This window comes from Bradyrhizobium icense, from assembly GCF_001693385.1.
Classification (GTDB): Bacteria; Pseudomonadota; Alphaproteobacteria; order Rhizobiales; family Xanthobacteraceae; genus Bradyrhizobium; species Bradyrhizobium icense.
The window spans coordinates 3,386,715-3,400,253 of record NZ_CP016428.1; the positions used below are offsets into that span (position 1 = coordinate 3,386,715).

Annotated in this window: 13 protein-coding genes and 1 pseudogene; 12 read left to right on the top strand and 2 right to left on the bottom strand. The window is 62.0% G+C overall.

All coding sequences use genetic code 11. The annotated features are described in order from the left end of the window. Positions 1 to 11 precede the first annotated feature (11 nt). The 3 genes from LMTR13_RS15765 to adhP all read left to right on the top strand — a co-directional run bounded on the left by LMTR13_RS15765 (position 12) and on the right by adhP (position 2,886). Positions 12 to 530: a GNAT family N-acetyltransferase gene (locus tag LMTR13_RS15765; RefSeq protein ID WP_065728669.1), complete on the top strand. Its 519-nt coding sequence runs from the start codon at positions 12 to 14 to the stop codon at positions 528 to 530. A 329-nt stretch (positions 531 to 859) separates the two neighbouring features. Next, a protein-coding gene (locus tag LMTR13_RS39330; protein ID WP_156795382.1) for an IS630 family transposase occupies positions 860 to 1,821 on the top strand; the annotation gives its coding sequence in 2 pieces (ribosomal slippage) (positions 860 to 1,199 and positions 1,199 to 1,821; 963 coding nt in all). 36 nt (positions 1,822 to 1,857) lie between these two features. Beyond that, the gene (gene adhP / locus LMTR13_RS15780; protein ID WP_065728670.1) at positions 1,858 to 2,886 is read left to right on the top strand and encodes an alcohol dehydrogenase AdhP; all 1,029 of its coding nucleotides are present in this window, start codon (positions 1,858 to 1,860) and stop codon (positions 2,884 to 2,886) included. A gap of 197 nt (positions 2,887 to 3,083) precedes the next feature. Here the strand turns inward: adhP and LMTR13_RS15785 are convergent, their stop codons facing one another. After that, complete coding sequence (locus LMTR13_RS15785; RefSeq protein ID WP_065728671.1) at positions 3,084 to 3,401, bottom strand: hypothetical protein; 318 nt, start codon at positions 3,399 to 3,401, stop codon at positions 3,084 to 3,086. Between the two features lie 444 nt (positions 3,402 to 3,845). Here LMTR13_RS15785 and LMTR13_RS15790 point away from each other — a divergent pair, with 444 nt between their 5' ends. From LMTR13_RS15790 to LMTR13_RS15800, 3 genes are all read left to right on the top strand, one after another. Then, positions 3,846 to 5,165, top strand: coding sequence for a sulfite oxidase (locus tag LMTR13_RS15790; RefSeq protein WP_065728672.1), 1,320 nt, complete (start codon positions 3,846 to 3,848; stop codon positions 5,163 to 5,165). Further along, on the top strand, positions 5,165 to 5,512 hold the full coding sequence (locus LMTR13_RS15795; protein ID WP_156795645.1) for a hypothetical protein: 348 nt from the start codon (positions 5,165 to 5,167) through the stop codon (positions 5,510 to 5,512). Before LMTR13_RS15790 ends, LMTR13_RS15795 begins: the two co-directional genes overlap by 1 nt. Before the next feature lie 239 nt (positions 5,513 to 5,751). Further along, positions 5,752 to 5,964, top strand: a complete 213-nt coding sequence (locus LMTR13_RS15800) for a hypothetical protein (RefSeq protein WP_065728674.1) — start codon at positions 5,752 to 5,754, stop codon at positions 5,962 to 5,964. A 176-nt stretch (positions 5,965 to 6,140) separates the two neighbouring features. Here the strand turns inward: LMTR13_RS15800 and LMTR13_RS15805 are convergent, their stop codons facing one another. Continuing rightward, entirely contained in the window at positions 6,141 to 7,094 is a 954-nt protein-coding gene (locus LMTR13_RS15805) for a cyclase family protein (protein ID WP_197521111.1), read from the bottom strand. Positions 7,095 to 7,305: 211 nt separating this feature from the next. On the opposite strand from LMTR13_RS15805, the pseudogene LMTR13_RS15810 reads away from it, so the two are divergent. The 6 genes and pseudogenes from LMTR13_RS15810 (at position 7,306) to LMTR13_RS15835 (ending at position 13,424) form a co-directional block, all read left to right on the top strand. After that, positions 7,306 to 8,393, top strand: a pseudogene (locus tag LMTR13_RS15810) (TRAP transporter substrate-binding protein). 108 nt (positions 8,394 to 8,501) lie between these two features. Continuing rightward, a complete protein-coding gene (locus tag LMTR13_RS15815) occupies positions 8,502 to 8,915 on the top strand; it encodes a hypothetical protein (protein WP_156795646.1) in 414 nt (137 codons plus the stop codon). A 912-nt stretch (positions 8,916 to 9,827) separates the two neighbouring features. Further along, a complete protein-coding gene (locus LMTR13_RS15820; RefSeq protein ID WP_065728677.1) occupies positions 9,828 to 10,535 on the top strand; it encodes a TetR/AcrR family transcriptional regulator in 708 nt (235 codons plus the stop codon). Beyond that, positions 10,532 to 11,317, top strand: coding sequence for an HlyD family secretion protein (locus tag LMTR13_RS15825; protein WP_065728678.1), 786 nt, complete (start codon positions 10,532 to 10,534; stop codon positions 11,315 to 11,317). Before LMTR13_RS15820 ends, LMTR13_RS15825 begins: the two co-directional genes overlap by 4 nt. Further along, positions 11,314 to 12,261, top strand: a complete 948-nt coding sequence (locus tag LMTR13_RS15830) for an ABC transporter ATP-binding protein (RefSeq protein ID WP_065728679.1) — start codon at positions 11,314 to 11,316, stop codon at positions 12,259 to 12,261. The genes LMTR13_RS15825 and LMTR13_RS15830 overlap by 4 nt, the downstream gene beginning before the upstream one ends. Next, positions 12,258 to 13,424 (top strand): ABC transporter permease, encoded by a 1,167-nt coding sequence (locus LMTR13_RS15835; protein ID WP_065728680.1) that lies wholly within the window; start codon positions 12,258 to 12,260, stop codon positions 13,422 to 13,424. The genes LMTR13_RS15830 and LMTR13_RS15835 overlap by 4 nt, the downstream gene beginning before the upstream one ends. The last annotated feature ends 115 nt before the right edge of the window (positions 13,425 to 13,539 follow it).

Consider the following 13,539-nt stretch of genomic DNA (forward strand, 5'->3'; position numbering starts at 1 on the left):
TGTGAGCGGGCATGATCAGGCAGGCCGAAGTAAGAGATGCGTCCAGCCTGGCCGCAGTGAGCATCGAAGTCTGGGTGAATACGTATCTCCGGGATGGCGTTAGTCCGGTGTTTGCGGACTATGTCCTTGCAGAATTCACGGCGCAGAAGTTTCGTAACGCGATCGGCGATCCCGATCTTTCGATCTGGGTATCGGAGAACCGGACCGGAATTGATGGTTTCGTGACGGTCTGTTCGACGGCTGCACCCGCGCTGGCCGATTGCTCGCCGCTGGAAATCACGACACTGTATGTTCAGCCGAGGCACCAGTCGGGCGGAAGGGGCAGCGCGCTGTTGCGTCGTGCCCTGGACCACTGCAGGCGCACGGGCGGCGAAAACGCCTGGCTGACAGTCGAAGCCCAAAACCTCCGGGCCATCGACTTCTATCTCCGGCATGGCTTTACCAGGATCGGCTCCACGGATTTTGTGATCGCCGATCAGTCCTACGAAAACTATGTGATGCAGGTAGACCTTCAGAATCCGCTGAGCTGATCCGTCGCGCCATGGGTAGGGCGAAACTTACTTCCGGCTTTCGGCGCCGAGCTCGATCCGGCCGGCACCGCGATGCGCGCCGAGCGTAAGGTCGACGGCTCAAGTTCCACCGCTAGGTCTCGCTTTCGAAACGTTCCGTCCGATACCCGCGCCTGCGTCATCGAACTGTCATGCTCGTCTTCCGCGCGCGGTTCCGAAACGTTTGACACCGATCAAACTGAAAACCCGCTCGCGCTCTAGAGCGTTAGCCCATCTGACTGAATCGTCGGGGATTCACAAATCAGCATTTTAGTGATTCAAGCTGGTCGCCGGACTGGAGGCCGGCGGGCATGGCGAAACCGCTGTCGATGGATCTGCGCGAACGTGTGCTGGCCTGTATTGGAGGCGGCGTTTCAGGTCGGCAGGCTGCTGAGCGATTTGGCGTCAGCGCGGCGAGCGTAAGCCGCTGGCGAACGCGCGAGCGGGAGCAAGGCGATGCCCAGCCGAGAGCTCAGGGCGGCGATCGCAAGTCCCACCGGATTGATGCCCATCATGCGACGATCGTGGCTCTGCTCAAGGCCTCACCCGACATCACCATCGAGGAATTGCGTGATAGCTTGAGCAAACAAGGCCTGTCCTTTGGTTATGGCACGATCCGACGCTTCTTCGAGCGGCACAAGATCACGCGTAAAAAAAGACCGCCCATGCCACAGAGCAAGATCGCCCGGATGTCTTGACGCGACGCCAGGCCTGGCGCGAGAGCCAGGGCAAGCTCGACCGGGATCGGCTCGTCTTCATCGACGAGACCTGGGCATCGACCAACATGGCGCGAACACATGGTCGATGTCTGCGCGGAGAACGCCTGCGGGCCAGCGTTCCTCACGGCCACTGGAAAACAACAACCTGCGTCGCCGCCCTCACCACGCGCGGCATCATCGCGCCCTGGGTGCTCGATGGTCCCATCAATCGCGATGCCTTTGAAACCTACATCGAAAAGGTGCTCGTCCCCGAGCTCCCGGACGACGCTATTGTCATCATGGACAACCTCTCCAGCCACAAAGGGCCCCGCATACGTGAGATGATCGAGGCAGCTGGCGCGACGCTTCTCTACCTTCCGCCCTATAGCCCCGACTTCAACCCGATCGAAAACGCCTTCGCCAAGCTCAAAGCAAGCTTGCGAAAGGCCGCCGAACGCACCGTCGGCGGCCTTTGGGACGCTATCGGGCGCACCGTCGACACCTACACGCCAGCAGAATCCACAAACTACTTCACCGCCGCCGGCTACTTGCAACCTGATAGGCTAACGCTCTAATGTGCCTCCAACAAGCAGCAACGGAGCACATCAGAGATGTCGACGATGATGAAGGCGGCGGTTGTTCGGGCGTTCGGTAAACCGCTTGTAATCGAGGATGTCCCGATGCCGGTTCCGGGACCGGGAGAGATTCTCGTCAAGGTCAAGGCCTGCGGCGTCTGTCACACCGATCTGCACGCCGCTTCCGGCGATTGGCCGGTCAAGCCTGTGCCGCCCTTCATTCCCGGCCACGAGGCCGCAGGCGTGGTGGCCGCGCTGGGCCCCGATGTCGCCGATTTCAAGCTCGGCGATGCGGTCGGCGTTGCCTGGCTGCACGACGCCTGCATGCGCTGCGAATATTGCGAAACCGGCTGGGAGACGCTGTGCGAGCATCAGCACAATACCGGTTACAGCGTGAACGGCGGTTTCGCCGAATATGTGGTTGCGTCGGCCGCCTTTGCCGCGCGGTTGCCTGCCGGCGCGGACTTCGCGGCCATCGCGCCGATTCTGTGCGCCGGGGTCACCACCTACAAGGGGTTGAAGGAGACCGATACGCGGCCCGGCGAATGGGTCGTCATTTCCGGCATCGGCGGTCTCGGTCATGTCGCGGTCCAGTATGCAAAGGCGATGGGCCTGAAGGTCGTCGCACTCGACATTGCCGAGGACAAGCTGAAGCTGGCGCGGGCGGCCGGTGCCGATCACGCGGTCAATGCCATGTCAGCCGACGCCGTCGACAGCGTGCTGCGGGATACCGGGGGAGGGGCGCATGGCGTGCTGGTGACGGCGGTCTCGACCGCAGCGTTCGCGCAGGCGCTCAAGATGGTGCGGCGGAAGGGCACCGTCAGTCTGGTCGGGTTGCCGCCGGGCGAATTCCCGACGCCGATCTTCGATGTCGTGCTCAAGCGGATCACGGTGCGCGGCTCGATCGTCGGCACGCGGCGGGACCTCGACGAAGCCATCGCCTTCGCCGCGGAAGGCAAGGTGCATAGCGAGATCACCAGGGCCCCGCTGGCCGACATAAACGCGATCTTCGACCGGATGAAGTCGGGCAAGATAGATGGCCGCATGGTGCTGGACATGGGCTGATCATGGGCTGATCTGGCGTACGCGCCGTCGCACGGGAGCCAAAAATCGCTGCCGATCACGGCTGTCGCTGCAATCCGATCGGCATCGCGATGCATGCCGAGCGCAAGGCGGTCGACAGGATCGTCGACGGCTGAAGCTTCACAGCTAGCGCGGGTATCGCTACGGGAGCGCAAAGCCGCGCATCGCTGTGTTGCGCCTCAGCTCTGCAGTCCGACAAATCCGCGCAGCTTCTTGACCGTCTCGGCAGCGTCCTTGGCTTCCTCGGTGGTCAGGACGGTGATCTCGCCATTGCGCCTGTGCATGACGCTGTGGTGGATTGGTGCGCCGGACATGCCGTCCACGTCCGATTTCACCGCGATGTCGTCGATTTCGGAGAGCGGGAACTCGACAGGCTTCTTGTTCCACAGCAACATTTTTTGCTGCAGTATCGCCTTGCCGGAATCCTTGTCGAACGTAAGCGTGGTCGAGCCTGCTTTCAGAACGAGCTTGCTCGGAGCTTCTTGGATACTAGCCATTGCAGGTCTCCGCTGTTTCCAACTTTGACATGGCAGCTATCGGGCGATGCCTCGATAGACGACGATACCTGCCCCTCAGCGACCGGTGATGATGATTGCTGCCAGTACATCGCCGGCACTTCGAAGGCGCGATTTAACGGCCGCCTGTCTGCCTTGCAGACAAAGTCACAACTCCACAATCGAAGTTGCGAGCAATGCTGGTCTAACGACAAGCATGTCCCGCCTTTCTGTGGGCGGTTGCATCTTGGAATCTCGCAAGGTTTGCGGGCCGTGTCGAGCGACAAATTGACGCCAATGCCGGACGCCTCGAAGCGCAGAATCGCGCGGCGGCTCCCCCAGGCCGTCTTGCAGCAAGGCCGCAAAACGCGAATACTCCCACCAGCCGGGTTTCCCGAAGGGAACTGCGGCCAAAAAGCCCGGCATAGGGCAACGAGGGAGGATATCATGGCGGGGAGGTCCGGGCGCGATGCGCCCAATGGCAACAATTTCGATAGCAGCCGGCGCAGATTTTTGGGCAGTTCAGGACTGGCTGCGATCGGCGTCGTGATCGGAGGTGCGATGCCGCTCTCGCGCAACGGCGGCGGAATTCCTCGGGCCCATGCGCAGGCCGCGCCGGCCGCCGCGCCCCCGTCGGCCGCCGCGCCCGCCCCGGCGAAGGGGCCGCAATACCTGAAATTTCCCGGCAAGCACGAAGGCCTCGTCGTGCTCGGCGAAAAGCCGCTGGTCGCCGAGACGCCGGAAAGCCTGCTCGACGACGACACCACGCCGATCGAGAAGTTTTATATCCGCAACAACGGGCAGATCCCCGAGGAGACGAAGGATCCAGACGCCTGGAAGATCACCATCGACGGCGAGGTCAACAACAGAATCGAGATCACGGTCGGCGAGTTGAAATCGAAATACAAGGCCGTGACGCGGCGCATGGTGCTGGAATGCGGCGGCAACGGCCGTTCGGGATTCTCGCCGCCGGCGCGCGGCAACCAGTGGACCAATGGCGGCGCCGGCTGCGCCGAATGGACCGGCGTGCCGCTCGCCGATCTGCTCAGGAAGGCGGGCCTGAAGCCATCAGCAAAATACACCGCGCATTATGCGGCCGATCTTCATCTGTCCGGCGACGCCAATAAGCCGAGCCTCTCGCGCGGCGTGCGGCTGGAGAAGGCGATGGACCCCAACACGATGATCGTCTGGGCCATGAACGGCAAGCCGCTGCCGAACATCCATGGCGGGCCGGTGCGCCTGATCGTGCCGGGCTGGTCAGGCTCGGCCTCGCAGAAATGGCTGACGCGCATCACCATCCGTGACCGCGAGCATGACGGCCCCGGCATGACGGAGTTTTCCTATCGCACCCCGATCAAGCCGATGGTGCCCGGCGGCAAGGGCGATCCGGCAAACTTCCGCATTCTGGAATCGATGCCGGTGCGCTCGATCATCACCAATCCGGCCAACGGCGCCAAGTTCGCGGCCGGCACCAAGGAGCTGAAGCTGCGCGGCGCGTCCTGGGCCGGCGATCTCACCGTCAAGCAGGTGGATGTCTCCACCGATTTCGGCGCGAGCTGGCAGCGGGCCACGCTGGAAAAGCCGAAAAACAAATACGACTGGCAGCGCTGGACAGCGACCTTGAAACTGCCGAGTGACGGCTATTTCGAGATCTGGGCGCGCGCCACCGATTCCAAGGGCGCGATGCAGCCGCATCAGGCAGGCTTCTGGAATCCGCAAGGCTATGGCGGCAACGCCATGCACCGCATCGCCGTACTGGTCGGATGATGCAGCGCTTTGCGTGGTTCGCGGTGGCCGGCGTGCTCTGGATAGTGCCGGCCATGGCGCAAACGGGCTTCACGCCGCGTGACGAAAGTCCGGAGGAGTTTCCCGCAGGCCCCGGCCGCGACGAGACCTTCTACACCTGCACCGCCTGCCATGGCTTCCATCTGGTTGCGCAGCAGGGCATGACGCGCGCGCAGTGGGAGGATTCGATCGACCTGATGATCCGCCGCCACAACATGCCGCCGCTCGACGACAAGGACCGCGAAAAGGTCCTGAGCTATCTCGCGTCCGCCTATCCGCCGCGCGCGCCGGCGGGCCGGGGAGGCTGGGTGAACCCGTTCGCGAAGTGAGCAATCGCGACTCGCACGCCGCCCATTGATCTTGCAGCATCGATGATTCGCCTCGGCGCGGCGGACATGCGTATTTGATATTACAGCCATGTGATTGCGCCGGGCATGTTGCGCGGCGCGGTGCAAAATTGATGCATGACTGCGAGCTATTTGATCTCGCATTTGTTGGTACCAATACCTATCTCTCGCATCAGGGAAGGAAATTCGCCCAAGGACAACTCCGATAAAAGGAGCCATCCATGGCGAACGTACTCACCACTGGGGCCTGGTTTTCTGCCCCGACCGGAAAACCCTCGTTCTTCACCCGATTGTTGCGCGTTTATATCGAAGGCCGGCAGCGGCAGGCTGACCGTGCGGTCGAGCAGTATCTTGCCGCCCGCGGGTTCAAACTGACTGATGACGCCGAGCGTCAGACCGGGCGTCTGTTTGCTAAAGCGGGCCGGCAGCCATGATCACACTCATCCTCGTGCAGTTGACAACCAGGCTCGCTCGCCTTGGGAAGGAGGGTCTTGCGACGTGGCGCGAAGCTCAGCGGCTTCGCCGTCTCCTTCCGGGGCCGACCGAGGAGTAGCAAGCGTAACCCGCATGAGCGACTTACTCATGCGGGGCTACTTGCTGTCATAAGCCGCTACCTCACCGCGATCGGCGACACCGTGGAGCCCGAGCCGCCCTGGATTTTGAGCGGCTGCATCACGAAGGCGAATTCTCCGACGCCTTTTTGCACGAGCTCGTCGAGCTTGAGATTCTCCAAAAGATGGATGCCGTTCACCACCAGCGCGATCTGGTGCACCGGAAGCGACAATTGCTTGTCGGGATTAGGCGCGACTTCGACCGGCCAGTTGTCGGCGCCGAGCAGCATCGGGTCCTTTGCGGCAAGCCAGAGCGCGGCCGGCACGCCGATGCCCGGGCAGGATTTCACGTAGCGCGGGTTGTCCTTGCCGTAGAGCTTGCCCCAACCGGTATGGATGATCACGGCATCACCGGGCTGCAGCGACAGATTTTGCTTCTTCAGCGCACCCTCGAGATCGTCCACGGTGATCTCGTAATTGTCACCAAGCATTTCGACGCCCTTGAAGCCCGCAACGTCGATCAGGACGCCGCGCGTGAACAGCGCGCCGACATTGTGGATACCGAACTTCTTGAAGCCGCCGCGATCGGCGTTCTCGTCGACCTTCTGGCAATTGTACCAGCTATTGAGATGGGTCTGGTGCGCAAAGCCATCGAACTGCGTACCGACCTGGCCGAGCTCGGTAATGATGATCTCTTCGTTCGAGCCGCGCATGTTGGAGAACTGGTTCATGAACGTGCGCTTGGTGTGCATGTCGAAGCGCCGCGTTCCGAAGAACGCCATGCTGGGGCCGAGCACGTGCGCGAGCTCGATCACTTCGCCGGTCTTGATCAGTTTTGCGGCGTTCAACACGGCCGCCGGCTTCTGGTGATTGACCGAACCGCGCTCGTCGGCCGCGCCCCATTTCGACGGACAACGCTGGCTTTCCGCCGGAACGGTCCAGGTTGGCGCTTGCGCGTAGGCGGCAGCGGAAAACGCGAGTGCAATCGCCGCACCCAATGTGAATGCTTTCATCTGTAACCTCCCAGGAGCGGGCGCTCTGACGGCGGCGCCCTGGGGATCAATAATGCTGCTCCGATTGAGGCGGTTCAAGCGACAATCCACCTGATGACGGTGAGGTTCTGCTTCCACGCATGCCTCGAAGTCCGTTATGATGAGGTCAAACGGAGGCGGAAGGATCTTTGTCCCGCGCCAATGGACGTGCATCCAAGGGAGCAAGCACATCATGAAACGCCGAACGTTCCTCAAGGGCAGCGCCGTGGTCGGCGCGACGACGCTGGTTGCGGCACCTGCGATTGCGCAAGCCGCACCCGAGATCAAATGGCGCTTGACCTCGAGCTTTCCGAAGTCGCTCGAAACCATCTTCGGCACGGCGCAGACTTTCGCAAAGTACGTGGCTGACGCCACCGACAACAAGTTTCAGATTCAGACCTTTGCGGCAGGCGAGATCGTGCCCGGCCTGCAGGCGCTTGACGCGGTGAGCTCTTCGACCGTCGAGATCGCGCAGACGCCGCTCTATTTCTACATCGGCAAGGAGCCGGCGCTGGCCTATGCGACAGGCGCGCCGTTTGGCATGAACCATCGCCATCAGCATTCGTGGTGGACGTTCGGCGGCGGCGCTGATCTCTGCAACGAGGCGCTGAAGCCGTTCAAGGCGCATGCGATTCTGTGCGGCAATTCCGGTACGCAAATGGGCGGCTGGTTCCGCAAGGAGATCAAGACCGTCGACGATCTCAAAGGCCTCAAGTTCCGCATCGCGGGCATGGGCGGCCACGTGCTCGCAAAGCTTGGCGTCGTGCCGCAGCAGATCGCGGGCGGTGACGTCTATCCGGCGCTCGAGCGAGGGACGATCGATGCCGCGGAGTTCGTCGGTCCCTACGACGATGAGAAGCTCGGCTTCACAAGGTGGCGAAGTACTACTACTTCCCCGGCTGGTGGGAAGGCGGAGCCATGCTGCACATGGTCGTAAACGAGGAGAGGTGGAATGCGCTTCCCAAGCCATACCAGGCGGTCCTCAGCCAGGCCGGTTCGGCGGCAGGCGCCTGGATGATCGAAAAGTACGACAGCGTCAATCCCGCTGCCCTGAAGCGGCTTGTCGCTGGTGGAGCGGAGCTGCGCGCTTTCCCGCAACCGGTCATGGAGGCCTGCTACCAGGCCACGCAGGACCATCTGAACGGAATTGCCGAGAAGAGCGCGCTCTTCAAGAAGACCAAGGAGAGCCACGACGCCTACATGAAGGAAGTGCTGTTCTACACGCAGATCGCTGAGAACTACTACGACAACTACCTGCTCAGCAAAACGCGCAAGGGGTGAGGGCGGGATCGGAGAGCGTATGCATAGCCCGGATGAGCGAAGCGCATCGGGTCGCTTCGGTCATGCGGGCGACGTGCTGCTTGGGGAATCATGATGAGACGGCGGAGCTTGATCGCGATCGTGCTAATGGTGACGACGTTGTCTGTCGCTGCAGCCGCGCCATGGCTGATTTATTGGATTGCACTCAACGAGATCGAAAGCTGCCCGACGCCAGCCAGGCACACGGCCACGGCGGAGCAGGTAGATAGCTTGTTTAGGAAACTGCGGTTATCTCAACCTGTCCACATCGATCCGATCTCGCCATACTCCTATTTTCTTCAAGGAGTGCACCCAAGCGCAAGCACTCGGATCGCATGGATCATTGCACGCTCTCATAATGTGAACCACTTGAGTGATCATCGATATTGGCACTTGTCTGGCGCGGCGTTGACCATTTGGCTCACTCGCTACTGGACGTCGACAGAGCTGATCGCCAGGGCCGTTGAGCTGGAAAACCTGACGGCCACCTCAGTTATGCGTTAGGTAAGCACGGCGCGCGAATGCGGGCCCGACGATAGATTGCAGCGCCCCATTGCAGCGGAAAGGCCGCTGCGCGTAGCTGATTTGGGTCGTCCAGTCGGCCCCGCAAATATAATCCGCTTCCACATCACCCCAAATCAGTGGCTATTTCCGTCCTGTCCCGCCTCGACAAGAGGGGCGTATCGCGATCGTCACGAACGCGAGGCGGGATGCGGTGGACGCGAGGGCGTCGGCGCGCAAGGTGAGCGCAGGGCGAAAGTCAAGTTCGTGAGCGGCTCACGGCGCGCAAGATGAACGACGTTATTGCGTACGGCAAAACCGTGTGGTCCTGGCACCCGTGCCTGGTGTCAAGCTGTCGGTGGCGCATCTGATCCAACCGGATCGAAGCGCCATCAAGCCGGCAGCGATGGAGGCAAGAGGAATTCGTCTCCAGGGAGAGCGCGGCATAAGCCGTCAACCCATTGTGCAGGGAATGCCGGAGTGCCTCGGCTGTACCTATATGCTCGTGTGCGTGCTTTTTGCGCATATTTGCACACGAGACCGCGGGCGCAGCAAGCACCCGGCATTCCCTACACCCTCTGTTTTCAAGAGGGCGACATCAAGTGCAAACCTCGGGCGCAGTGCGTCGCGAGAACGCGAACCTTTATCCACCGTCATTACGAGGAGCGGATACGACGAAGCAATCCATTTCCTCGACAAGCGGCAAAATGGATTGCTTCGCTGGCGCTCGCAATGACGTGGAAAGGCCACAGCGACATCCCGCATGCATGGGATGTGACGCTCCTTTGGCGAGGCGCAAACATCCTCGAGGGGCCGCGCGATCGAAGGGATCTCCAGCCCGGGGTCACGCCCATGTGAAAGGCCCTTTTTCTGGTTCGAATTGACAATGACTGACCGGTCAGTCATAAATGAAACATGACAAATGAGGCTACCAAAACCGCCAGGAAATCGGCCCCGAAGCCGGTCAATCGCCGGACCGGGGCGAAGGCGCCGACCTCCTCCAAGCCCAAGCCGGCCTCCAACCGCGCCGAACGCGCTGCCGAGCGGCGCGGGGCCATCATTGAGGCGGCGATGGAGGAGTTCATTGCGCGCGGATTTGCGGCGACGAGGCTCGACGACATCGCCAAACGCGCGGGCGTGGCCAAGGGCACGATCTATCTGCACTTCAAGGACAAGGAATCGATGTTCGAGGAATTGATCCGGACCGCCATCGTGCCGCTGGTCACCCGCCTCTGGGCGACGCCGCCGCAGCCCGGAGCATCGGTGCGCGACATGGTGGAGGGGTTTGCCAAAACCTTCATCGAGGAGGTGGCGGCCACGCGGCGCGGCGACCTCGTTCGGCTGATCGTTGCCGAAGGCCCGCGATTTCCTGAAGTCGCCGACTTCTATTACCGCGAAGTGGTGTCGCGAGGCCTCGCGGGCATGCGCGCGCTGATTGAACTCGGCATCGCGCGCGGCGAAATTCAACATAAGAACCTGGCGCGGTTTCCGCAAATCATGGTGGCGCCCGCGCTCATCGCCGTGATCTGGCAGAGCCTTTTCAGCAGACATGCGCCACTGGATGCCCTCGAAATGTTTCGGGTGCATCTCGATCTGATCTTTGGCGAACGGAGAACGGTATGACTTCGTCGCGAACGATAACGATCCTGGCCGTGCTGGCGCTGGCCGCCGTGCTCTCGGGCTGCAACGAGCGCAGGGATCCGGGCTTTCAGGGCTGGGTGGAGGCCGACATGATCTTCGTCAGCCCCGACGAAAGCGGCCGCGTGACAAAACTCAATGTGCGCGAAGGCGACGAGGTGAAGCCCGGCATTCAGCTCTATACCGTCGACGACGATTTACAGCAGGCGGACCTCAATCAAAACAAGGCGACGCTCGCCAATGCGCAGCAGACCTATGAACGCGCGGCGTCGCTGAGCAAAACCGGCTCCGGCACGCAGGCCAATCTCGATTCGGCGACCTCGGCGTTGCGCGTCGCGGAAGCCCGCGTCAATACTTCGCAGACTCGCCTCGCACGGCGGAGCGGCTTTGCGCCGGTCGGCGGCACCATCCAGCAGATCTATTTCCGAGAAGGCGAAATGGTGCCGGCGCAGCGGCCGGTGCTGTCGATCATGCCGCCCGGCAACATGAAGATTCGCTTTTTCGTGCCGGAGACGGAGCTGCCGAAGCTTGCGATCGGCGACGAGGTGAAGGTGACCTGCGACAATTGCGCGGCCGATCTCACCGCAAAGATCTACTTCATCGCGACGACAGCGGAATACACCCCGCCGGTGATCTACAGCCTCGATGAGCGCAACAAGCTGGTGTACCTGATCCAGGCGCGGCCGAACCGGCCGGACGTCTTGCGTGTCGGCCAGCCGATCAGCGTATTCCTCAACGCCCGGACGCCGGTAGCGGAGAAGAAATGAGTTCGCTTTCGACGACATCTGCCGCGGATATCGCCATCAAGGTCGACGGGCTGTCGAAATCGTTCGGCGGCCGCGAGGTCGTGCATGACCTCTCGATGCAGGTGAAGCGCGGCTCGATCTACGGCTTCCTTGGGCCGAACGGCTCCGGCAAGACTACCACCATCCGCATGCTGTGCGGGCTATTGACGCCGGATGCGGGCGAGGGCACCTGCCTCGGCTACGACATCCGCCGTGACGCCGACAAGATCAAGCGCCTGGTCGGCTACATGACGCAGCGCTTCAGCCTGTATCAGGATCTCTCGGTGCGCGAGAATCTCGAATTCGTCGCGCGGCTTTACGGTCTGCGCGACGCGCGCGGCGCCGCGGGCGACATGATCCGGCGGATCGGCCTGAACGGCCGCGAGGAGCAGCTTGCCGGCGAGCTCTCGGGCGGCTGGAAGCAGCGGCTCGCGCTCGGCGCCTGCACGCTGCCCAATCCGCAATTGCTGCTATTGGACGAGCCGACCGCCGGCGTCGATCCCAAGGCGCGGCGCGATTTCTGGAACGAGATCCACGCGCTGGCTGCCGAAGGGCTGACTGTTTTGGTCTCCACCCATTACATGGACGAGGCTGAGCGCTGTCACGAGATCGCCTATATCGCCTATGGCCACCTGCTGGCGCACGGCACAGTCGACGAAGTGATCGCGAAATCGGCGCTGTCGACCTGGACAGTTTCCGGCGACGACCTCAACGGGCTTGCGGCCGAGCTTGCCGGAAAGCCCGGCGTCGACATGGTGGCGCCGTTCGGCACCAGCCTGCACGTCTCGGGGCGCGACAAGTCCGCGCTTGAGGCAACCATCGCGCCTTATCGCGATAAGAGCGGATGGCGCTGGGAGGACAGCGAACCGTCGCTGGAAGACGTGTTCATCGATCTCATGAACCGCTCAAAGGACAATTTCCAATGAGTGCAACCGATGCTGCCAGCCAACATCGCGACGTGCCGGAGCCGACCTTCGGCTTCTGGCGGCGCAGCTATGCGATGCTGGTCAAGGAATTCATCCAGCTCCGCCGCGACCGCGTCTCGTTCGCGATGATCGTGATGATCCCGGTCATGCAGCTATTGCTATTCGGCTATGCCATCAACACCACGCCGCGCCATCTGCCGACGGCGGTGCTGATCCAGGAGGATAGCGATCTGGCACGCTCGGTGCTGAAGGCACTGGAGAACACCAACTATTTCCGCTTCACCCGCGAAGTGCACAGCGTCGCCGAATTCGACGATCTCCTGCAGTCCGGCAAGGTGCTGTTCGGGGTCGAGATCCCGCGCGGCTTCGAGCGCGCCGTGCGGCGCGGCGACCGTCCGGCGCTATTGGTCGCAGCCGATGCGACCGATCCTGTCGCAGCCGGCTCTGCACTCGGCACGCTTGGAATGGTGGTGCAGACCGCGCTCGCGCACGACCTTCACATCGGCGATCCGCCCGCGATGCCGTTCGAGATCAGGGCACATGCCCGTTACAACCCGGCCGCGGAATCGCGGCTCAATATCGTGCCGGGCCTTGTCGGCACCATCCTGACCATGACCATGCTGATCTTCACCGCGCTGTCGGTGACGCGCGAGATCGAGCGCGGCACCATGGAGAGCCTGTTGTCGATGCCGATCAGGCCGGTGGAGGTGATGTTCGGCAAGATCATTCCCTACGTGATCGTCGGCTTCATCCAGGCCTCGCTGATCGTCGGTATCGGGACCTTGCTGTTCGGAGTGCCGATTCTCGGCAGCGTGGCGCTGCTGGCGGCGCTGACGACGCTGTTCATCACCACCAACCTGTCGATCGGCTACACCTTCTCCACCATCGTGCAGAACCAGTTGCAGGCGATGCAGATGTCGATGATGTTCTTCCTGCCGAGCATTCTGTTGTCCGGCTTCATGTTTCCGTTCGCAGGCATGCCGGTCTGGGCGCAGTATCTCGGCGAGGGACTGCCGCTGACGCATTACATCCGCATCGTCCGCGCCATCATGCTGAAGGGCGCGGCTCCGTCCAACCTGCAATACGATACGATTGCACTCATTGTACTGATGCTGATCGCCATGACGATCGCGGTGACGCGCTTCCGTCGCACGCTCGATTGAGGGTATATCTTACGGGCATTCCGGGATGGTCCGAAGACCAGACCTCAGATGCGCAATTGCGCATCGGGAACTCGAGATTCCGGGTTCGCCTCTTCGAGGCGCCCCGGAATGACAA

Coding starts and splice junctions, on each gene's coding strand:
- LMTR13_RS15765 (WP_065728669.1), top strand. CDS start 12: ATGATCAGGCAGGCCGAAGTAAGAGATGCGTCCAGCCTGGCCGCAGTG.
- adhP (WP_065728670.1), top strand. CDS start 1,858: ATGTCGACGATGATGAAGGCGGCGGTTGTTCGGGCGTTCGGTAAACCG.
- LMTR13_RS15785 (WP_065728671.1), bottom strand. CDS start 3,401: ATGGCTAGTATCCAAGAAGCTCCGAGCAAGCTCGTTCTGAAAGCAGGC.
- LMTR13_RS15790 (WP_065728672.1), top strand. CDS start 3,846: ATGGCGGGGAGGTCCGGGCGCGATGCGCCCAATGGCAACAATTTCGAT.
- LMTR13_RS15795 (WP_156795645.1), top strand. CDS start 5,165: ATGCAGCGCTTTGCGTGGTTCGCGGTGGCCGGCGTGCTCTGGATAGTG.
- LMTR13_RS15800 (WP_065728674.1), top strand. CDS start 5,752: ATGGCGAACGTACTCACCACTGGGGCCTGGTTTTCTGCCCCGACCGGA.
- LMTR13_RS15805 (WP_197521111.1), bottom strand. CDS start 7,094: ATGAAAGCATTCACATTGGGTGCGGCGATTGCACTCGCGTTTTCCGCT.
- LMTR13_RS15820 (WP_065728677.1), top strand. CDS start 9,828: ATGACAAATGAGGCTACCAAAACCGCCAGGAAATCGGCCCCGAAGCCG.
- LMTR13_RS15825 (WP_065728678.1), top strand. CDS start 10,532: ATGACTTCGTCGCGAACGATAACGATCCTGGCCGTGCTGGCGCTGGCC.
- LMTR13_RS15830 (WP_065728679.1), top strand. CDS start 11,314: ATGAGTTCGCTTTCGACGACATCTGCCGCGGATATCGCCATCAAGGTC.
- LMTR13_RS15835 (WP_065728680.1), top strand. CDS start 12,258: ATGAGTGCAACCGATGCTGCCAGCCAACATCGCGACGTGCCGGAGCCG.